This is a genomic window from Sheuella amnicola (genome assembly GCF_010499255.1).
Lineage (GTDB): Bacteria > Pseudomonadota > Gammaproteobacteria > Burkholderiales > Burkholderiaceae_B > Zwartia > Zwartia amnicola.
Window position 1 is genome coordinate 45142 of sequence record NZ_JAAGRN010000011.1, and the last position, 19916, is coordinate 65057.

Genomic DNA, 19916 nt, shown 5'->3' on the forward strand with positions numbered 1-19916 from the left:
ACATTCAATGAATCATGAAGACAATACAACAAAGGAGCAGCTATGAGCGATTATTTCTACGAACCATCCAAAGGGCATGGTTTGCCGCACAATCCTTTCAAGGCAATTGTTTCGCCTCGACCGATCGGTTGGATTTCCAGCATGGATGAGCAAGGGCGGGTTAATCTCGCCCCCTACAGTTTCTTCAACGCATTTGTCGAAAATCCTCCCGTAATTGGTTTTTGCACCAGTGGTGAACGAAAAGACAGCGTGAATAATATCGATGCGACGGGGGAGTTTGTCGCTAATTTTTGTAGTGCCGATCTTGCTCAAGAGATGAATTTGACTTCCGCATCAGTCGCGCCGGGTGTCGATGAAATGAAGTTGGCCGGTCTGGAGTCGGCTGCCTCGACGATTGTTAAAGTGCCTAGGGTCGCCAGAGCCATCGCCGCGCTGGAATGTAAGCTGATCTATACCTTGCAGCTCAGCAATGCCAAAGGCGAAAAGATCAACAGCTGGTTGACGCTTGGAGAAGTGGTTGGTGTGCATATCGATGATCAATACCTGAAAAATGGAATATTCGATACTGCGGCTGCACGCCCTCTCGGAAGATGTGGCTACCGTGGTGATTATGTGGAAGTGAATCAACTGTTCGAAATGATTCGCCCCAAAGAGTATGTTCAAAAATAAGTAGGCCCACTCAAGAACCGAAACCCTAAAGGCAGGCAAAAATGAATCCAGCAGCCAAAGACATGAACCGGCAGGAAACAAATTCCAGGCAAGTTTCGCGATTTGCTATTCCCGATTTGGCTGATGTGCCCGAGGATATACGCGAAAAAATACTTCTGGTTCAGGAAAAGTCCGGCTTTGTGCCCAACGTATTTCTGACGTTGTCCAGACGGCCGGAAGAGTTTCGTGCGTTTTTTGCCTACCATGACGCATTGATGGTCAAGGAGACCGGTAGTCTCACCAAAGCCGACCGCGAAATGATCGTAACCGCGACAAGTGCGAAAAACAATTGCCTATATTGCGTCATGGCGCACGGTGCGATCTTGCGCATTTACGCAAAAAATCCCCATATAGCCGATCAAGTCGCGATCAACCACCACAAGGCGGATATCACTCCCAGACAGAAAGCGATGCTGGATTTTGCGATCAAGGTTTGTCTGGACTCGCAGTCGATCGGAGAAGTCGATTACGAGACACTTCGCGGTCACGGTTTTGACGATGAAGATATCTGGGACATCACATCGATCACCGCATTCTTCGGTATGTCGAATCGAATCGCCAATACAATTTCTATGCGACCCAACGATGAGTTTTATCTGTTAGGTCGACTGCCTAAAAAGTAAAGCGCTTAGTTAGTTTTTTGATGGCGTGTTCTGCGTCATCTGTATAGGTGTAAAAGGCGGGTATCACTAATAAGCTCAGAAGTGTGGAAGTAATGAGCCCGCCAATCACCGCGATTGACATGGGGGATCTGAAGCTTGGGTCTGAACCAAGTCCAATGGCAATCGGAAGCATGCCTGCGGTCATTGCGATTGTTGTCATGATGATCGGACGCGCACGTTTATGACATGCATCGATAATCGCTTCGAGTCTGTCCATGCCGTTTCGCCGTGCCACAATCGCATATTCGACGAGCAGAATCGAGTTTTTTGTCACGATGCCCATCAGCATCAACAAGCCGATCAGTGATGGCATCGAAAAGCTTTTACCGGTCAGGAGCAACGCCACAAAGGCTCCACCGATCGATAGCGGTAAAGCGCCAAGAATCGTGATCGGTTGAACAAAGTCATGAAACAACAATACAAGCACCATGTAAATGCAAAGCAGGCCGATCGACATCGCAATCCCGAAGCTGGCGAATAATGCCTGCATCTCCTGAGCATCGCCTAACTCTGTACGTTTGACTCCAGCAGGTAGATTTTTGAGACTGGGTAGTTTAAGCGCCTCTGCGAAGACCTCTCCCAGTTGACGTTCCCCGAGTTCAACATCGATCGTGATGTTTCTGCTTCTATTCAATCGGTTGATTTGAGCAGGGCCACTATCTATTTTGATCGTTGCGACATTGCCAAGCATGACAGGTCCGTTTCGCCCGGGAACCGTCAGACGTTCGAGAGAGTCAAGATCGACTCGACTGCTGTCTGGAAGCTTGACTCGAATCGGGACTTGTCTTTCCGATAAATTCAATTTAGGCAACCCGATGTCGTAATCACCTGCTGTTGCGATACGCAATGTTTCAGCGATCGATTGCGCAGTGACCCCAAGATCCGCGGCGCGTGCAAAATCGGGTTTGACGATGATTTCCGGGCGAATCAAGCTTGCGCCCGATAAAACATTACCGATTCCGGATAGGGATCTCAAATCCCGTTCTACCGCGCGGGCAGCAAGTGTCAGCGCATTGGGATCTTCGCTTTGAAGAACGATTTGCATTTTGACCCCGGTAGCCTGGGGACCGACAGTGATGCGCACACCGGGTTCATCAGCCAGCAATTCGCGAATCTTTGTTTCGACTTCCTGTTGTGTTTGCTTGCGGTTTGAGCGATGCGTCAGCATGACCGTAATCGTGGCCTTTCTGACCTCGGCGGCAGCTCCCCCGGAAAAGACGTCACCTGAAACACCGGCTCCCACCGAACTGAATGTTCTTTCGACTTCAGGCATCGTTTCGAGTTTGGCGCGCACGCGTTCGGTGGCTAGCAAAGTATCGGCAAGCGTAGAACCGGGAGTTTTTTCAATGTTCACTAGTGTTTGACCGCGATCTGCGGGAGGGACGAACCCTTTCGGTAATAGTGGAACCAACGCGATGGAGCCAATAAAAAATAGCGTGGCAAGAATCAGCGTTGTAAGCCTGTGCGACAAGCACCAACGGACCGCGAGTAAATAATTGCGCATGATCCACCCGTCTTGCTTGACGTGCGAAGCATTCGATTTGGATGGTTTAAGCAAATAGGCCGACATCATCGGAGTCAAGAGTCGGGCGACGACGAGGGATGCAAGAATGGCAATGACAGCAGTCCAGCCGAATTGCTTGAAAAATTTTCCGGGTACGCCGGACATGAACGCAGTGGGAAGAAAGACTGACACCAGTGCAAAGGTAGTCGCTATGACGGCCATGCCGATTTCGTCCGCGGCATCCATGGCAGCCTGAAAGGGCGTTTTACCCATGTTTAGATGCCGCTCTATATTTTCGACCTCGACGATCGCATCATCGACAAGAATGCCCACAACAAGGGCAAGTGACAGCAGGGTCACCATGTTCAGTGTGTAGCCGAACAAATAAATACCTAAAAATGTCGGAATCACAGACAGAGGTAGCGCCGCGGCTGACACAACCGTCGCGCGCCAGTCGCGCAGGAAGATCCATACGACGATCACGGCAAGAATGGCGCCCTCATAAAGCAATTTCATTGAGCCGTCGAAGTTTTCCTCGGTCGCGGCAACGTTATTGACCTCCTGGGTCATTTGTATCTCAGGTCGTTCCTTTTGGAGAGTATCCAGCGCAGCTCGAACTTTATTTGCGACTGTCACCTCGTCTGCGCCTTTGCTGCGCATGACTTCAAAAGCAACAACAGGTTTTCCGTTGGCGTGCGCCATAGATCGACGCTCGGCAGTGGTGTCGCGGATAGTCGCGATTTGCTCTAGTCGAATCCTTCTTCCATCAGACAGCGAAATATCAAGCTTGCCGATTTCAGCCGCAGTTTGAACTGTAGCGATCGTGCGAACAGATTGTTCGGCGCCACCCACATCGCCACGGCCACCTGGAGCTTCTTGCTGTATTTGACGTAGCCTTTTCGAAACTTCAGCTGCTGACACGTTCAATGCAGCCATGCGTAATGGGTCCAGTTCGACGCTAACCTCGCGGCTCAGTCCACCCATCCGTTTGATTTTTCCGACACCATTGATCGCAAGCAGACGTTTACTCACGGTGTTGTCTATAAACCAGGATAGTGCCTCCTCGTCCAATCTGTCCGATGCGACGGCAAAAGTCATGAGAGGCCTGCCCGCGGTGGTCGCTCGAAGCACGCTCGGATCCCGGAGGTCGGCGGGCATGTCGGCACGAACGCGCGTCACGGCATCCCTGACATCGTTGACTGCTTCCATCGTATCTTTTTCGAGAACGAACTCGACAGTGATAATGACGCTGCCTTCCAAAATTCGGGTGTGGAGATTCTTGATTCCCTGAAGCGTCGCGATCGAGTTTTCGATTTTTCGAGCGACCTCGGTTTCGAGCGTAGATGGCGCGGCCCCCGGAAGGTTGGCCTCAACTGTAACGGTCGGCAGTTCAATGTCCGGAAAATCTTGAATGCTCAGAGCACGAAAAGACAAGAGCCCCGCAATAGTCAACAGTATGAATAGCAGGATTGCAGGAATCGGGTGCTTGATCGAAAAGGATGAGAAATTCAATTTCTTGTTCCTTTTTGTCGCTGATCCGCCGGAGTCGGTTCGACCACGGTCACTACGTCGCCATCTGCTAAAAATCCTGCGCCCGACTCTGCGATAGTGTCATTGCTTGTCACGCCATTCAAAATCTCGACGCGATTGCCGATTCGTTGGCCGATTTCAACTTTGATTTGATCAACTTTTCTGTTTGTATCCACTTTGAACACATACGTGAATCCATCTCTTGTGACGATCGATTCCTGCGGCAAGGTCAAGCCGGTTGTATCGCCCGTAAGAAATTCGCCCCTGGCGAACATGCCGGCGCGAATTACCGGCCCGTTGGTTGTTTGTTTCGGTAGATCAACATAGACAATTGCGGTTCTAGTTTGCTGGTCAAGAGTGGGTCCGATGATGCGTACAGTACCGACCAGAGGCTCTTGTCCGGGAGTAAGGCTCGCTGGTACAACCCGGGCTTTCATCCCGGGTTTAATCTTGCCTAGCTCTTCTGAGGTTACTTCGGCACGCCATTCGAGCCTGCTTTGGCGCAAGATTCTGAATAATTCGGTTCCGATCGGAATAACCGCGCCCAGCGTGGCTTGTCTGGATATGATTTCACCATCATCCGGCGCAAGGACTTGGGTTTTTTTCAACCGGAGCTCCAAGACTTTGATTTGCGCCTGTACTGCTTCCAATTTTGCTTTTGCCGTCAATTCGGCGGTAAGGTATTGCCCGATTTGCTGGCTGGACAAGGCGCCAGAGTTTTTTAGGCTGTTTGCACGTGCCGCATTTGTTTTGGCCTCGGCAAGAGCGGCGCGGGCCTCGGATTCGCTGGCGCGAATCACCGCCAAATCCGCTTCGACAGTATCGGTGGCAAAACGAGCGAGCAATTCGCCTCCCTTAACGGTGTCGCCAACATTGACTAGCAACTCGTCGAGGCGCAATCCTCCCACTTCAGAGGCTACCGATGCATCCTGCCATGCTGAAATATTGCCGTTAGCCTTGATTCCGATTTGGATGGAGGTTGTTTGCGGCTGTGTGACTGTGATGGCAAGCCCCGCTCGGGGGGGGGCGGTTTTATCGGTTGCAATGGCAGGGCGTATACATATAGCCCAAATGACGCAAAGGACAATTGAACGTGCGCAAGCGGATAGGGTTTGTTTAGTCATTTTCATTGGACCTGAATCATTGATTGCCAACCACCGCCAACCGCACGGTAAAGGGCAATCCAGGCATTGACATGTTCTCGTCTTATGGATGCGAGAGTCAGGTCGGCGTTAAAGGAGAGTCGACGAGTTTCTTCGAGCTCGAGCTGGCTGGCCAGACCGTTTTTCCAGCGCTCTTGCGCAGCCTCGAGTGATTCATGAAATCCTTCGGAGGCTACTGTGGCCTGTTGTTCCCGTTGTGCCATGCTGTCGAGTCTGACAAGCGCTTCTTCGACTTCTCTAATGGCTGCACGAACGCGTTGACGGTAATTTGTTTGCGCAGTTTGATATGCGACTCTAGCCGTCTCTACATTCGCTGCGAGTTTTCCCGAGTCGAAAATCGGCAGACTAATTGTCGGACCGAATGACCAGGATGATGCGTTGATCGTCAAATCACTTGAATTGAAGTTCATGGGACCAACATTGCCGAGTAATGTGATTTTTGGAAATCGCTCGGCAATGCGCACACCAATCTCGGCGCTAGCTGATGCCAGTTCACGCTCGGCGGCGGCGATATCCGGTCTTTGAGCCAGAACTTGAGCAGGGATTTGCTCAACGCTGATTAGTTTGGGTTTGGGTAGTTTTGCCTGGTTTTCAACGAGCTTTTGTTTCAACTCGATTTCTTTCATACCAGTTAAAGCCACCATGCTTTTAATCGCAATATCGCACTCGGCCCGTTGAGTCACCAGTCTGGCGGAGCCCTCTGCCGCGCTTGCTCGGGCCAGTGCAACGTTTGCGCTGGATTGGAATCCCGCAGCACCTAATTTTTCACTTAGTGTGGCGGTTTGCAGCCGAGACTGAACATCCGCTTGAAAAAGCGCAATTTGTTGTTCGCAGCCTCTGAAATTTGTGTAGAGATTGCCCATCTCGGCGGCAATCGAAATTCTGGCAGCATGCCAGTTGGCGATCTCCGCATCCAGCCGTGCAAGCGAGGATTCTCGTCTGCGCTGAACCCCTCCGAACAGATCAATCTCCCAACTGGCTTGGGCCTGTGCCTGAATCGTTGTGCCGACGATGATCGGACCGCCCAGGATCGTCGTACCACGACTTTCGTTTGCCGCAGCTGAGATAGTGGGCAGTGATGCTGAAATGGCGGCGGTGTTCAGTGCTCTTGCCTGGGCGATTTTTAATGTCGCCGCAGCAAGTGACCCGCTTTCGAGTTGGGCGGTATGGATCAGTTCGATGAGAAGCGGATCATCGAACTGCGCCCACCAGTTCTCGAGCGTTCGTGCATCTCCGGCATGGGGTAGAGACTCTTGCCAGTTGTCAGGCTGGTTCGGGACTTTTGTGGCGTTCACTCGGTCATAATCCGGTCCGACTGCAATGCAGCCTGAGACAAGGATGACGGGAAGGGCCAACAAAATTCTATTAAGCATACGTCTTTTCATCGTCCTCTAATTTACCCCATTTTGATATATGTTTCAGAAGCATTGTTGCGCCGCAAAAAACATTTCCATATGTAGGGGAATTCTCAAATTAGGCTTATTTGAAAAATAAGCTTGCAAGGTTGTGGTGACGTAGGCAGTTCGCTCAGCTAGAATCGGTAAAAAATCCAACCTCAGGAGACTTTCATGCCTCAAGAACTTAACGTCAACGGCAAGATGCATACTGTCGATGTCGATCCTAATACGCCTTTGCTTTGGGTGATCCGAGAACAAGTCGGATTGACGGGAACCAAGTATGGTTGTGGCGTGGCCCAATGCGGCTCTTGCACGGTGATGGTTGACGGCAAAGCAGTTCGATCATGTGCCTACCCCGTAAGCGCGGTTGGCAAGCAAAAAATCCAGACGATCGAAGGGTTGGCAACCGACGGAAAGCTGACCAAGTTGCAACAAGCCTGGATAGATCATCAAGTGCCTCAGTGTGGATATTGCCAATCAGGCATGTTGATGGCCGTGACGGATTTGCTTAAAAATAATCCGAAGCCCACTGATGCCGATATTGATGCGGCGATCACCAACATTTGTCGTTGCGGCTCGTTCCAGCAGGTTCGTGCGGCTGTTCACTCTGTTGCTAAAGGTTAAGGAGCCACTCATGAATGCACGCGTCCCCAATCTCTCACGCCGTCATTTCATCGTCGGCACTACGGCAGTCGGCGCCGGTTTGTCTCTTGGACTGACTTTCCCTTTTGCAATCGGTAATGCCGAAGCAGCACTTTCTACGCCTGAAATTGGTGCCTGGGTAGTGATCAAGCCGGATGATACGGTGGTTGTTCGCGTTGTCCGTTCCGAAATGGGACAGGGCACGATTACAGGGCTTGCCCAAATGGTTGCCGAAGAGCTCGAGTGCGACTGGAATAAAGTGACTGTCGAATATCCGACCCCCGGAGAAAGCCTCAAGCGCAAGCGCGTATGGGGTGATTTTTCCACCGGAGGGAGTCGCGGCATACGGACATCCGAGGATTATGTCCGTAAAGGCGGTGCTGCTGCCCGCATGATGTTGATTGAGGCGGCCGCCAGCGAATGGAAAGTCCCCGCGGCTGAGTGCGTTGCATCCAACAGCACGATTACACACAAACCAAGCGGTCGTAAAACTACCTTTGGTGCCGTATCCGTTGCCGCCTCCAAATTACCAGTCCCCGCACCGGCCGATATTAAACTGAAGGATCCGAAAGAGTGGAAAGTGATCGGTCAATCCAAGGACCGCATCGACACTTTCGCCGATAAAGTAACCGGCAAGCAGGTATATGGAATCGATCTGCAATTGCCCGGAATGTTGGTTGCCAATATTAAGGAGTGTCCGGTTTTCGGCGGAAAAGTAAAAAGCTTTGACGCAAGCAAAGCGACGGCAATGAAGGGCGTCAAAAAGGTGCTTCAAATCGGCGACTCGGCTGTGGCGGTCGTTGCCGATACGTTTTGGACTGCAAAAACAGCCTTGGATCAAGTGGCTATCGAATGGGATTTTGGACCGAACGCTAAAGTATCCAGCGACACAATCAAAGCTGCTTTTGTCGAGGGATTGACAGCCGAGCAGGCTTTTGTCGGCAACCAGTTTGGCGATATCAAGGCTGCCAAGGCATCGGCGGCAAAAACGATCGAATCGACCTATTCATATCCGTTCCTGAATCATGCTCCGATGGAGCCCATGAACGCCACTGCCAAGTGGACTCCCGAACGTTGTGAGGCATGGGTACCTACTCAGGACGGTGAGGCGTCACTGGCTGCCGTGATCGCAGCTTCGGGCTTGAAGGCCGAGAATTGCGAAGTTTATAAAATCAATCTGGGCGGAGGCTTTGGCAGAAGAGGTGCTTTCCAGGATTACACGACCCAAGCTGTCAGGATCGCCAAGGCAATGCCAGGGGTCCCGGTCAAGTTGATTTGGACGCGTGAAGAGGATATGACACAAGGTCGCTATCATCCTGCGATGATGTGCAAATTGACCGGCACTTTCGATGCAAACAAGAATTTGACCGGATTGCATATGCGTTTGTCTGGCCAATCGATTTTGGCCGCAGTGCGTCCCGCTGTGGTCGAGCAACAAAAAGGCCGTGATCCGCTTGTCTTTCAAGGCGTATTCGATGGCGGTGAACATGGAATCGGCTATAAGTTTCCGAACCTGCTGATTGATCATGCAATGCGTAACACACATATCCCGCCGGGATTCTGGCGAGGCGTGAACGTCAATCAGAATGCGATCTTTATCGAATGTTTCATGGACGAGTTGGCGGATCAAGCTGGTGTCGATCCGGTCGAGTTCCGTCGTAAGTTCATGGGCGACTATCCCCGAAACCTAGCTGCTTTGAATGCGGTTGCCGATCGTATCGGTTGGACCAAGCCCGCTGCGCCTGGAGTATTCAGGGGTGTGTCGCAGATGAAGGCATTTGGCAGTTTCGTAGCGGCTGCAGTCGAACTTTCGGTCAAGGACGGCAACAAGGTCAAGATTCACCGTATCGTCGCGGCGACCGATTGTGGCTATGCAGTCAATCCTGCTCAGATCGAGCGTCAGGTTGCAGGTTCTTTCGTGTATGGATTGTCGGCCTTGTTCCTGGAGGAATGCACAGTCAAGGATGGTCGGATTCAGCAAACCAACTTTACCGATTTCGATTCCATGCGAATCGCACAAATGCCTAAAGTGGAAACCATCATTTTGCAAGGCGGGGGTAAAGAGTGGGGCGGTATCGGAGAGCCTACGATTTGCGTAGCAGCCCCCGCGGTTCTGAATGCGATTTTCCGGGCAACCGGCAAGCGCTTGCGTGATGTTCCGTTGAAAAATAGCGGATTCACGCTGATCTGATCGACCCGAGGTTAGGATGTATGCATGCCTTGATTGTCCTTTACATCGTATGCATACTTCTTAACTTTGGTGTGGGAAGTGGTTCGGCATTCGCACAACCGATTTTCAATAATGATTCAATTGATGCGCCCTTAAATGATCTTACTGGAGACGCCGCGCGAGGTCGAAAAATAGTTCTGAGTCGTCAAGCCGGACTTTGTATTTTGTGTCATAGCGGCCCATTTCCCGAGGAACGATTTCAAGGCAATCTAGCCCCGGATTTGGCGTTAAGTGCTTCAAAGCTTTCTTCCGGGCAGATTCGGGCACGCATCGTCGATGCTAGAAGATTTAATCCGGATAGCATCATGCCATCCTATTTCAGCACGGAGCATCTAGCACGTATTGCCCCACAGTACGAAGGTAAAACGATCTTAAATGCACAGGAAATCGAGGATGTAGTTGCGTTTTTAGTGAGTTTGAAATGAATAAAATCAATCGACGAAAAATGCTGGCATTTGCGGGAATCATAGGGCTGTCGCCTTGGATGAAGCTAAGCGCTACCGAAGCAGAGGCCGCGCAGGCGATCAAGAAAATAGTTGGCGCGTCCAAAATCCGCTCGGGCCGTGTGACGCTGGATATTCCCCCTCTGGTCGAGAATGGCAATCTAGTTGAAATGAGGGTTTCGATCGCCAGTCCGATGACCCCAAGCGATCATGTGCGTGCCATCCATATCATCGCCGAGGGCAATCCATTGCCGAATATCGTGAGTTTTTATCTCAACTCCAGATCCGGACGTGCGGTAGTGACTACGCGCATTCGTCTGGCTGACTCGCAGAGAGTTTGGGCAATCGCGCAAATGAGTGATGGCGAGTTTTGGCAGGGCTATGCGGAAACTCTTGTGACACTTGCTGCGTGTACAGAGGTGTAAAGATGAGTAGAACCTCCAGAACATTGGTCACGATACCTCAAACGGCAAAGAAAGACGAAATTATCGATATTCGCGTGCTGGTGCAACATGATATGGAAAGCGGCTTTCGACACGATCAACAAGGACGTCGGATTGATCGCGACATTATCAGGGAGTTTGTCTGCACGTATAACGGAACGGAAGTATTCAGGGCTGATTTACATCCAGGCGTTGGCGCAAATCCCATGTTTGTCTTTTCAACCATCGCAGTCGAAAGCGGTACACTGGAGTTCAAATGGACTGGCGATAACGATTATGCGGCATTTGCGACAAGCAAAATTACTGTCTTGTGAAGCCGCCGATCAGAAGCTTTGAATGAGAAGACAGTTTTTGCGTCTAATGATGAGTTGCTCGCTTGCAGTCTGTTTCTACACAGGCATTGCGCAAGCAGACTATGTTGGCAATGATCGCCAGTCCTCATTTGGATTGATGTCCAGAGAAACCCAAGCAATGCAACAGGATCCGACTCAGAACCCTGCGACATTCTGGGTGCTGGACGGTGAAGCTCTGTGGAACAGACCGGCTGGTCAAAATAGTGTCTCATGCGCATCATGTCATGGTCAGGCCGAGAAATCCATGAAAGGAGTAGCGGCTAGTTTTCCCAAGTTGGTTCAGAATAAACTGTTGAACCTCGAAGGACAAATCAACCTGTGCACGACCCAGAGGCAGCAAAGCAAGCCTTTCGCTCACGAGAGTAAAGAGTTATTGTCCTTATTGGCTTTTGTCGGAACTCAATCTAAGGGGATGCCCATTACCGTAGATCAATCCCCCGCGATCGAAAAGCATCTTCAATCGGGGAAAAATCTGTTTGAACAAAAGATGGGTCAACTGAATCTTTCTTGCGCGCAGTGTCATGCAGAGCGGGCAGGCAAGAAATTGGCGGGCAATCCGATTCCGCAAGGGCATCCCACCGGTTATCCGATTTATCGTCTTGAATGGCAATCGGTGGGGTCGCTTGAAAGGCGATTGCGAAACTGTTTGACCGGAGTTCGGGCGCAACCTTTCGCAGATGACTCAAAAGAGATCCTAGAGCTTGAGTTGTATTTGATGTGGCGGGCGCGTGGAATGGATATTGAAACGCCCGCTGTAAGGCCTTAGTTCCTGTTCATCCACCGGAAAGACTTTTCGAATCCTCTGAGTACTCAGTGCCTTCCAGATGTCGGCTGCAATTGATCAATTGAACCGCATGCGGTTGATCCATGCCGAATACGGTGATGGATGTATTTGCGATGCGTGCAGGCATAGGCTGACCATTTCTTTCAATGCAGCTTTGCAACATAACTTGAATAACCAACCCATGACTGACTACGACAAGAGGCCCATCCAAGGATTTTCGTAGGCTGATGATCTTTTTGAAGGCTTGCGCCACGCGTTGGTTGAACGTTTCAGAGGACTCTCCACCGGGCGGATTGCCAATGTATGTGCTGGGATCGATTCCGACAGCTTCGTGCTTTTGACCGCGCCAGTCGCCGAAATTACGCTCATGCAACAAAGTGGTTGTTGTCAGGGGTAAACCGGTTTCTTGTTCGATGGATTTTGCGGTCGTGTAGGCCCTAGGCATATCGCTACTGATAATCGCAACAGGCGCAAACTCTGCAATACGCTTAGCGACCAGTTTAGCTTGCCCCAGGCCGCGGGGGCTGAGGTCGGTTTCAGGAGGCTGGAATACTCGGGCAGCATTCAGAAGCGTTTCACCGTGACGCACAAGAATGATAGACATGTCTCTTCCTGGGGTTTGAATTGTTATATGCACGAACTAATCGGATTGAATGGATTATCCGGCAGGTGTGATTTATGAATGATACGAATGCGAAGAACCCACCTTGCCCTTGAACACCCTATATGAATAGGCGGTGTAGCTCAGAATAATAGGGATCAGTATTACCGCACCAATCAGAAGAAATTTAAGACTGTTTTCTGGCGCTGCAGCATCCCAAAGGGTGACCGAGGATGGAACGATATAAGGAAAAAAGCTTATGACCAGTCCGATATAAGAAAGAACAAAGAGGCATTGCGCGGCCAGAAACGGGCTTAGACTATTGCGAAGACTGATTCCGCGAAACAGAATGAATGTCGAGATCAGGACGAGCAGGGGAACAGGAGCCACGAATAACATTGCCGGCCAAACAAACCATTTGGATAGAAAGTGCGGATTCAGGAAAGGAGTCCAAAGGCTGACTGCGATAATCATCAATATCAAGCCCAAGGCCGCGATGCGTGCCAGGCGATATGCCATGTTTTGAAGATGGCCTTCTGTTTTTAGAATCAGCCAAGTGGACCCTAACAGCGCATAACCGATTAATAATGCGCAACCGGTAAGCAAACTGAAAGGTGATAGCCAATCGAGCTCATTGCCCGAAAATGCTCTTCCTGAGACTTGAATGCCTTGTACGAGTGTTCCAAGAGCGACACCTTGGGCAAATGCCGCGACAGAGGATCCTGCGGCAAATGCCCAGTCCCATAAGTATTGACGTTCACGACTTTTCCAGCGGAACTCAAATGCAACGCCCCTGAAAACCAGCGCGAGCAACATGACGAAAAAAGGAGTGTAAAGCGCCGGCATGATGATTGAATAGGCGAGCGGAAAAACCGCGAACAACCCTCCACCTCCAAGCACTAGCCAGGTCTCGTTGCCATCCCAAACAGGGGCTACGGAGTTCATCATTTGATCACGGTCTTGTGTTGTCTTTGCAAATGGAAACAAAATGCCAACACCCAGATCGAATCCGTCCAGACAAACGTACGCCAGCACTGCAAATGCGATTAGTCCAGCCCAAATTAATGCGTAATCGACAGTCATGGTTTTATCCCTTTGTCAGAGTCGCGAATGACTGAAGGTGCGAATCCTGCTGCGCGAACCGGTTCGTTATGGTTAAGTTCGTCGGAATTTGCACTGGGAGGGCGAGACATTGTGCGCAAAATGTAATAAACGCCAGTGCCAAAGAGTGAAAAATAAACAAAAATGAAACCAAGCAAAGACGTGCTGATCGCTGCGGCACTGACCGGTGACGCAGAGTCTACTGTCGTCAGCAGGTTGTAGACTGTATAGGGTTGGCGTCCGACCTCTGTGACAACCCAGCCACACAATACTGCGATAAATCCAGATGGACCCATGCACAAGGCAAAGCGATGCATGAGAGTTGAATCGTATAGGGTTTTCTTATGTCTGAGCCATAGGCTCCACAAACCCAGAGTGAGCATAAGCATGCCGATACCAACCATGCCTCGAAATGCGAAGAAAACAATTCCGACCGGGGGCCGATCAGCGGATGGCCACTCCTTTAGTCCCTTGATTGTTCCGTCCATAGTATGGGTGAGAATCAGGCTGCCCAATACCGGGATTTCAACTACATAATTCATCTTTTCGGATTTTGAATCGGGAATGCCGAAAAGAATAAGAGGAGCGCGTGAAACCGTGTCGTAATGACCTTCGATCGCGGCAATCTTGCGAGGCTGATGTTTGAAGGTGTTTAGCCCATGCTGATCTCCGGCCAGCATTTGAATGGGCGCGACAATTGCGGCCATCCATAACGCCATCGAAAACATTTTTTTGACCGCCTCTTTAGATAGCGGGCTGTAATCATCGGATGTGCTTTTCTTTGATTTCAGCAAATGATATGCACCGGTTGCGCCAACGACGAAGGCCGTTGTCAGGTAGGCTGCGAGCACCATGTGAACCAGCCGGTAAGGAAATGATGGATTGAAGATAACTTCAATCCAATCCTTGACGATGAATTGTCCTTGGTCGTTGTAGGCAAAACCGGCAGGTGTCTGCATCCAACTGTTGACAGACAGGATCCAGAATGCGGACATGAATGTTCCGGCGGCGACCATAAGTGTGGCAAAACAGTGGAGCTTGGGGCCGACTCGATTACGTCCGAAAAGCATTACCCCCAGGAATCCCGCCTCTAGAAAAAAAGCGGACATGACTTCATAACCCATCAGAGGGCCTATGACAGGGCCCACCTTGTCGGCAAACACGCTCCAGTTCGTTCCGAATTCATAACTCATCACAATTCCGGAAACCACTCCCATGCCAAACGCGATGGCAAAGATTTTTTTCCAATAATTGAATAAGGTGAGATAGACCGGTTTGCCGGTAGATAGGTGTAAAACATTCAGGACGGCCAGGTAGCTGGCCAGCCCAATGGAGAATGACGGAAAAATGATATGAAAGCTCACCGTGAAGGCGAATTGCATTCGAGCTAACGTATGCGCGTCAAACCATTCCATGGGCCTGAGTCCTTTATTGCATTGATTAATTAGTCGAGCTGGACCCCAAGGCTTTTGACTAACTCGCCAAGACGAACCGATTCGGATTGGATAAGCTTGGTGAAGTCCTCGGAACTACCTCCAATCACTTCGCTACCAATTGCTTCCCAGCGCTTTCTGAACTCGGGGTCTGCGAAGATTTCATTCAATGCCTTGTTGTATTTGGCAATGATGGCGGGCGGTGTTCCGGCAGCAGCGACAATGCCGTGCCATGCATAGTAATCAAAGCCGGGCAAACCAGATTCATTCATTGTGGGCACGTCTGGCAAAGCTGGAGCGCGATTTTTTGTCGTGACGGCAATAGGCTGCAACTGCCCGCCTTGGATGTATTTGATGGATCCGGCCATGATGTCGCACATACTGAAAATCTGGCTGCCCATCACATCGTTTACGGCCAGGCTGGCGCCTTTGTAGGGTACGTGTTGCATCGATACGCCGGTCATTTTTTTGATCAGTTCAGGGCATAGGTGCTGAGGTGAACCGTTGCCGGCGGAGCCGAAACTAACCGCAGTCGGATTTGCTTTTGCGTAGTCGATGAATTGCTGAAGGGTTTTGATGTCGGAACCCGTTTTGACTTCAAGCACAAGCGGGAACTTGGATATTTGAATAATTGGAGCGAAATCCTTGATCGGATCGTAATTCAAATTTTTGAAGAGAGTCTGATTAACGGACATGTTGCCGCTAGTGGCAAGCAGGATCGTGTAGCCGTCAGGTTTAGACCGGGCCACCTGGGCGCTACCGATGTTTCCGCTCGCGCCGGCCTTGTTTTCAACAATAACGGTTGTGCCGAGTTTTTGACCTAGCGGAACGGAAAGCAAGCGGGCCATGATGTCCGTGGGGCCGCCGGGAGCATAGGGCACAATGAAGTTGATTGGTTTAGAGGGCCAGTTGTCCTGAGCGCCGGAGGCGAAAGTCGCGGTTGCGATGGCCATGCCAAGCATGATCTTGTTAAATATCTTCATGAGATCCCCGTAATCGGTAAAGTATGGTTTATGGTTAAAAATGACGTGACTGAATCGGGCAAAGCATCCAAATTCGGGCGTGCCATCCTGAATTGGGGGATTTTACCCCCTCGATCCTGCAATAATGAAGGATCAGTTCCTGATTTTCACAAAATAGTTTTTCATGACTGCATCAATCGAATTCAATGAGACATCATTCAAATCGCCCGACTGATCACGATAGTGGCATTCGCGGTCCGGTTAAGCGCACGCACTCCGACTGGCATATTATTCGCGACCTGTTGCCTTATTTGCTGGCATACAAGGCTCGGGTGATTTTCGCGATACTTTGCCTGGTTGCAGCCAAGTTCGCCAATCTTGGTATTCCGATCGTATTAAAACAGTTGATCGATGCGCTGGATTTAAAAGACAATTTGCCGTCTGTTTTGCTTGCCGTGCCCCTGGGATTGATTGTCGGTTATGGTCTGCTCAGGTTTTCGGCATCGTTGTTTTCCGAGTTGCGCGAGGTGTTGTTTGCGCGGGTGACCCAGCATGCTGTTAGGCAAATTGCTCTCGAGGTTTTCCAGCATTTGCATGCTTTGTCGTTGCGATTTCATCTTAATAGGCAAACAGGCGGCGTCAGTCGGGATATTGAGCGCGGCACGCGTGCGATTCAGTCGTTGGTTTCGTTTTCTCTCTACAGCATCTTACCCACCATCATAGAGTTCATCTTGGTGCTTGGCTATTTTGCATTTTTTTACGACATATGGTTTGCAGCAATCACGCTAGCAGCTCTTGTCGTCTACATCATATTCACGATCGTTGTGACTGAATGGCGCACGCATTTGCGAAGAACCATGAACGACATGGATTCTCGAGCAAATCAAAAAGCGATCGACTCCTTATTGAACTTCGAGACAGTCAAGTATTTCGGCAATGAAGAATTCGAGGCTCGTCGTTATGATGAAAGCCTGATTCGATATCAGTCTGCAGCAATCAAGTCGCAGCAGTCCCTGGCATTTCTGAACCTGGGTCAGCAGGCCATTATCGCGGTCGGTCTCGTACTGATTTTATGGCGTGCAACCATTGGGGTTGCAAACGGAACAATGACATTGGGCGATCTTGTTCTTGTGAATACTTTGATGATTCAACTCTATATTCCGCTGAACTTTCTGGGCGTGATTTATCGCGAAATCAAACAGTCCATGACGGATTTGGATCGGATGTTCACGTTACTTGAAGCCGATAAGGAAGTTTCGGATGCTCCAGATGCACCGAACCTGAAAATCAACAATGAATCAATCGGTCCCGAAGTTCGTTTCGAGAATGTCGGTTTTCATTACGATCCGAAACGCGAGATTCTTGTGGACGTAAGTTTTGTGATTCCTGCTGGAACGACTACAGCTGTGGTTGGACGAAGCGGAGCCGGGAAAAGCACGCTTGCGCGATTGTTGTATCGTTTTTATGACATTCAGCAGGGAAAAATCTTGCTTGATGGCCAGGATTTACGTTTGGTCCGACAAGCATCGTTGCGCCAGTCGATCGGAATCGTGCCCCAGGATACGGTGTTATTCAACGATACGATTGCGTACAACATTGCATATGGCAGACCGGGTGCGTCATTCGATCAGATTCAGTCCGCAGCTAAGGCGGCCCAGATGGATCAGTTTATCGAACATCTGCCTGACCGTTACGAAACACGAGTTGGTGAAAGAGGGTTGAAGCTGTCCGGAGGTGAGAAGCAGAGAGTAGCGATCGCGCGAACCTTGTTGAAAAAGCCGTCGATGCTTATTTTCGATGAAGCAACCTCGGCTTTGGATTCCAAAACCGAGCGTGCGTTGCAAAACGAGTTATCCGGGTTGGCTCGAAATCGAACAACTCTTATCATCGCTCATAGGTTATCGACGATTGTTCATGCCGATCAGATTCTCGTCATGGATCACGGGCGCATTATCGAGCGAGGCACGCACGCCGACTTGATCGAGGCTAAAGGCGTGTATGCGCAAATGTGGCAAATGCAGCGACAACAGGCTGACGAGATTTGAGTTTATATTGTCGTAAATAAGTAAATTAAATTCTGGATGCTCATGAAAAATATCAAAGTCTGGTCGTTTGCCGCTTTACTGGTTTTATCCACTTCCTCAGTGATGGCACAAGATTGGCCGACAAAACCGATTCGATTCATCGTACCTTTTTCGGCGGGCGGTGCGAACGATTTGATGGCGCGCGCTGCGGCTGAAGGTGCATCCAAGGAGCTTGGGCAACCCATTATTGTCGAAAATAAACCAGGTGCGGGCGGAAATGTCGGTTCCGCTTATGTGGCAAAGAGCAGTCCGGATGGCTATACATTTTTGATTAGCGCGGCCGGCGTGATCACCAATAGCATGATCAAGAAGAACAATCCCTATAAAGATTCCGATTTGATTCCGGTTGTGATGATCGGTTTATCCCCTTCGGTGGTCGTGGTTGCGGCTGATTCACCCTACAACAATTTACGTGAATTTGTAGATGCCTCCAAGAAGAGTAGTGGGTTCAATTTTGCTACAGCCGGTACGGGAAGTACACCACACTTCGTCGCGGAGATGCTTAACACTCAATATGGCGCAAAATTAATTCCTGTTCCATATAAAAGCGGATCTGAAAGTGCCTCTGCAGTCATGGGGCGCCACGTGGAAGGCACGTCCGAAGCGAGTATTGTTGCGCTTCCGCACATCCGTGGCGGTGATAAATTCAAACCACTCGCTACGACCTGGACCAAGCGCCTGGACGTTTATCCGCAGTTGCCTACCGCCGTCGAGCAAGGATTTACCGATTTGCAAATTGCTCATTGGGCTGGTGTTCATGCCCCTGCCGGCGTGTCTCCCGCAATCATGGATAAACTCGCCGATGCTGTCGACAAGGCGATGAAGGCGCCGACAGTGACGGATAGATTGAAAAATCTCGGCATTGAACCGGTTGGAGGTACACGAACCAAGTTCGAAGAGTTTGTGACTGCTGAGAGGAAGCGGCTTGGCACTGTAGTCAAAGCGGCGGGCATGACTGAAAATTAAACCTATTAGACATGTCTGCCGACTCATTATCCAGACGCACGGCATTTTGGTTGCTTGCAGCCCTGATTCTTGCCTGGGGCTTGAATTGGGTCTCGAATAAAGCCACACTCGATTATGTGCCTCCTATATGGGCGACCTTTTTCAGGACAGGACCGGCGTTATTGATCATGCTGATTTTGTGTGGCGTCAGCGGCCGATTGGTTCGTCCGGTTAAGGCCGATCTTCCCATTATTTTCAGTGTTGGTTGGTTACACATGGTTGGATTTTCAGTCCTTGCCAGTGTAGGAATGCAATATCTTTCTGCCGGCCTTGCAATTGTCTTGGCTTACACGACACCGTTATGGGTTATGCCCGCTTCTCGCATCTTTCTGGGGGAGCCCTTTGGCTGGAGGCAGGCATCGGGTCTGGCAATCGGAATGTTGGGCCTTGCTGTGATTTTCAGGCCCGATCAGATAGATTGGTCGAATCGGGACGTCGTGTTGGGTCATGGATTGATTTTGCTTGCGGCATTTTCATGGGCGATCTGCATTGTTTATGGTCGAGGCCATAAGTTCGTGACGCCCACGTTCGAACTCTTGCCGTGGCAGATGCTGCTGGCTTGCGTGACTCAACTCATTTTGGCATTAGCCATTGAAGGAGTGCCGCGCATAGACTGGTCATTGAAGGTCGTATCGCTGCTTGGCTTCAGTTGCATTTTTGGCACGGTTGTCGCGTATTGGATCATGAATACCGTTAACCGCGGATTGCCGGCATCCATTACATCGATGGCATTGCTTGCGGTGCCTGTCATGGGACTGATTTGTTCAGCAGTGATTCTGGACGAAAAAATTGCCTTCTCTCTGTGGCTGGCTACTGCGTTGATTATTGGTGGAATTGTTTTGGCTAGGCCTGTCAGACAATCTTGAACTGA

General features: G+C 50.3%; 18 protein-coding genes. 11 read left to right on the top strand and 7 right to left on the bottom strand.

What is annotated here, in order from left to right:
* The first annotated feature begins 42 nt into the window (after positions 1–42).
* Together G3I67_RS13960 and G3I67_RS13965 are read left to right on the top strand one after the other, a co-directional pair.
* A complete protein-coding gene (locus G3I67_RS13960; protein ID WP_163656152.1) occupies positions 43–669 on the top strand; it encodes a flavin reductase family protein in 627 nt (208 codons plus the stop codon).
* 41 nt (positions 670–710) lie between these two features.
* The gene (locus G3I67_RS13965) at positions 711–1331 is read left to right on the top strand and encodes a peroxidase-related enzyme (RefSeq protein ID WP_235931944.1); all 621 of its coding nucleotides are present in this window, start codon (positions 711–713) and stop codon (positions 1329–1331) included.
* Here the strand turns inward: G3I67_RS13965 and G3I67_RS13970 are convergent.
* The 3 genes from G3I67_RS13970 to G3I67_RS13980 are packed head-to-tail and all read right to left on the bottom strand — an operon-like array spanning position 1321 to position 6940.
* Complete coding sequence (locus tag G3I67_RS13970; RefSeq protein ID WP_163656153.1) at positions 1321–4386, bottom strand: efflux RND transporter permease subunit; 3066 nt, start codon at positions 4384–4386, stop codon at positions 1321–1323. The genes G3I67_RS13965 and G3I67_RS13970 overlap by 11 nt on opposite strands.
* Positions 4383–5528: an efflux RND transporter periplasmic adaptor subunit gene (locus G3I67_RS13975; protein ID WP_163656154.1), complete on the bottom strand. Its 1146-nt coding sequence runs from the start codon at positions 5526–5528 to the stop codon at positions 4383–4385. Before G3I67_RS13975 ends, G3I67_RS13970 begins: the two co-directional genes overlap by 4 nt.
* 2 nt (positions 5529–5530) lie before the next feature.
* Positions 5531–6940, bottom strand: coding sequence for an efflux transporter outer membrane subunit (locus G3I67_RS13980; protein ID WP_163656155.1), 1410 nt, complete (start codon positions 6938–6940; stop codon positions 5531–5533).
* Positions 6941–7135: 195 nt separating this feature from the next.
* Between G3I67_RS13980 and G3I67_RS13985 the strand changes: the two genes are divergently transcribed.
* From G3I67_RS13985 to soxA, 6 genes are read left to right on the top strand one after another with little or no spacing between them, the layout of a single operon-like run.
* Entirely contained in the window at positions 7136–7588 is a 453-nt protein-coding gene (locus G3I67_RS13985) for a (2Fe-2S)-binding protein (protein ID WP_163656156.1), read from the top strand.
* A gap of 10 nt (positions 7589–7598) precedes the next feature.
* Positions 7599–9797, top strand: a complete 2199-nt coding sequence (locus G3I67_RS13990; protein WP_163656157.1) for a xanthine dehydrogenase family protein molybdopterin-binding subunit — start codon at positions 7599–7601, stop codon at positions 9795–9797.
* Positions 9798–9817: 20 nt separating this feature from the next.
* The gene (gene soxX / locus G3I67_RS13995; protein WP_163656158.1) at positions 9818–10261 is read left to right on the top strand and encodes a sulfur oxidation c-type cytochrome SoxX; all 444 of its coding nucleotides are present in this window, start codon (positions 9818–9820) and stop codon (positions 10259–10261) included.
* Complete coding sequence (locus tag G3I67_RS14000) at positions 10258–10704, top strand: SoxY-related AACIE arm protein (protein WP_163656159.1); 447 nt, start codon at positions 10258–10260, stop codon at positions 10702–10704. Before soxX ends, G3I67_RS14000 begins: the two co-directional genes overlap by 4 nt.
* Before the next feature lie 2 nt (positions 10705–10706).
* The gene (soxZ, locus tag G3I67_RS14005; RefSeq protein WP_163656160.1) at positions 10707–11036 is read left to right on the top strand and encodes a thiosulfate oxidation carrier complex protein SoxZ; all 330 of its coding nucleotides are present in this window, start codon (positions 10707–10709) and stop codon (positions 11034–11036) included.
* Between the two features lie 22 nt (positions 11037–11058).
* Positions 11059–11841: a sulfur oxidation c-type cytochrome SoxA gene (gene soxA, locus G3I67_RS14010; protein ID WP_163656161.1), complete on the top strand. Its 783-nt coding sequence runs from the start codon at positions 11059–11061 to the stop codon at positions 11839–11841.
* Positions 11842–11848: 7 nt separating this feature from the next.
* Here the strand turns inward: soxA and G3I67_RS14015 are convergent, their stop codons facing one another.
* From G3I67_RS14015 to G3I67_RS14030, 4 genes are all read right to left on the bottom strand, one after another.
* Positions 11849–12463 carry a histidine phosphatase family protein gene (locus G3I67_RS14015; protein ID WP_163656162.1) on the bottom strand — a complete coding sequence of 205 codons (615 nt, stop codon included), beginning with the start codon at positions 12461–12463 and terminating at the stop codon, positions 11849–11851.
* 72 nt (positions 12464–12535) lie between these two features.
* Positions 12536–13543: a cytochrome d ubiquinol oxidase subunit II gene (cydB, locus tag G3I67_RS14020; RefSeq protein ID WP_163656163.1), complete on the bottom strand. Its 1008-nt coding sequence runs from the start codon at positions 13541–13543 to the stop codon at positions 12536–12538.
* The gene (locus G3I67_RS14025; RefSeq protein ID WP_163656164.1) at positions 13540–14976 is read right to left on the bottom strand and encodes a cytochrome ubiquinol oxidase subunit I; all 1437 of its coding nucleotides are present in this window, start codon (positions 14974–14976) and stop codon (positions 13540–13542) included. Before G3I67_RS14025 ends, cydB begins: the two co-directional genes overlap by 4 nt.
* Before the next feature lie 29 nt (positions 14977–15005).
* Positions 15006–15977, bottom strand: a complete 972-nt coding sequence (locus G3I67_RS14030) for a Bug family tripartite tricarboxylate transporter substrate binding protein (RefSeq protein ID WP_163656165.1) — start codon at positions 15975–15977, stop codon at positions 15006–15008.
* Positions 15978–16162: 185 nt separating this feature from the next.
* On the opposite strand from G3I67_RS14030, the gene G3I67_RS14035 reads away from it, so the two are divergent.
* The 3 genes from G3I67_RS14035 (at position 16163) to G3I67_RS14045 (ending at position 19911) form a co-directional block, all read left to right on the top strand.
* Positions 16163–18001 (top strand): ABCB family ABC transporter ATP-binding protein/permease, encoded by a 1839-nt coding sequence (locus tag G3I67_RS14035; RefSeq protein ID WP_163656166.1) that lies wholly within the window; start codon positions 16163–16165, stop codon positions 17999–18001.
* A gap of 102 nt (positions 18002–18103) precedes the next feature.
* Positions 18104–19006, top strand: coding sequence for a Bug family tripartite tricarboxylate transporter substrate binding protein (locus G3I67_RS14040; protein WP_235931949.1), 903 nt, complete (start codon positions 18104–18106; stop codon positions 19004–19006).
* A gap of 11 nt (positions 19007–19017) precedes the next feature.
* Positions 19018–19911, top strand: coding sequence for a DMT family transporter (locus G3I67_RS14045; protein ID WP_163656168.1), 894 nt, complete (start codon positions 19018–19020; stop codon positions 19909–19911).
* Positions 19912–19916 lie beyond the last annotated feature (5 nt).

Excerpts from the sequence above, each read along its gene's own strand:
- G3I67_RS14045 (WP_163656168.1), top strand. The coding sequence starts at position 19,018 with ATGTCTGCCGACTCATTATCCAGACGCACGGCATTTTGGTTGCTTGCA.
- soxZ (WP_163656160.1), top strand. The coding sequence starts at position 10,707 with ATGAGTAGAACCTCCAGAACATTGGTCACGATACCTCAAACGGCAAAG.
- G3I67_RS14030 (WP_163656165.1), bottom strand. The coding sequence starts at position 15,977 with ATGAAGATATTTAACAAGATCATGCTTGGCATGGCCATCGCAACCGCG.
- G3I67_RS14025 (WP_163656164.1), bottom strand. The coding sequence starts at position 14,976 with ATGGAATGGTTTGACGCGCATACGTTAGCTCGAATGCAATTCGCCTTC.
- G3I67_RS14040 (WP_235931949.1), top strand. The coding sequence starts at position 18,104 with ATGGCACAAGATTGGCCGACAAAACCGATTCGATTCATCGTACCTTTT.
- G3I67_RS13960 (WP_163656152.1), top strand. The coding sequence starts at position 43 with ATGAGCGATTATTTCTACGAACCATCCAAAGGGCATGGTTTGCCGCAC.
- G3I67_RS14015 (WP_163656162.1), bottom strand. The coding sequence starts at position 12,463 with ATGTCTATCATTCTTGTGCGTCACGGTGAAACGCTTCTGAATGCTGCC.
- G3I67_RS14035 (WP_163656166.1), top strand. The coding sequence starts at position 16,163 with ATGAGACATCATTCAAATCGCCCGACTGATCACGATAGTGGCATTCGC.
- G3I67_RS13980 (WP_163656155.1), bottom strand. The coding sequence starts at position 6,940 with ATGCTTAATAGAATTTTGTTGGCCCTTCCCGTCATCCTTGTCTCAGGC.
- soxA (WP_163656161.1), top strand. The coding sequence starts at position 11,059 with ATGAGAAGACAGTTTTTGCGTCTAATGATGAGTTGCTCGCTTGCAGTC.
- G3I67_RS13965 (WP_235931944.1), top strand. The coding sequence starts at position 711 with ATGAATCCAGCAGCCAAAGACATGAACCGGCAGGAAACAAATTCCAGG.
- cydB (WP_163656163.1), bottom strand. The coding sequence starts at position 13,543 with ATGACTGTCGATTACGCATTAATTTGGGCTGGACTAATCGCATTTGCA.
- G3I67_RS13990 (WP_163656157.1), top strand. The coding sequence starts at position 7,599 with ATGAATGCACGCGTCCCCAATCTCTCACGCCGTCATTTCATCGTCGGC.
- soxX (WP_163656158.1), top strand. The coding sequence starts at position 9,818 with ATGCATGCCTTGATTGTCCTTTACATCGTATGCATACTTCTTAACTTT.
- G3I67_RS13985 (WP_163656156.1), top strand. The coding sequence starts at position 7,136 with ATGCCTCAAGAACTTAACGTCAACGGCAAGATGCATACTGTCGATGTC.
- G3I67_RS14000 (WP_163656159.1), top strand. The coding sequence starts at position 10,258 with ATGAATAAAATCAATCGACGAAAAATGCTGGCATTTGCGGGAATCATA.
- G3I67_RS13975 (WP_163656154.1), bottom strand. The coding sequence starts at position 5,528 with ATGACTAAACAAACCCTATCCGCTTGCGCACGTTCAATTGTCCTTTGC.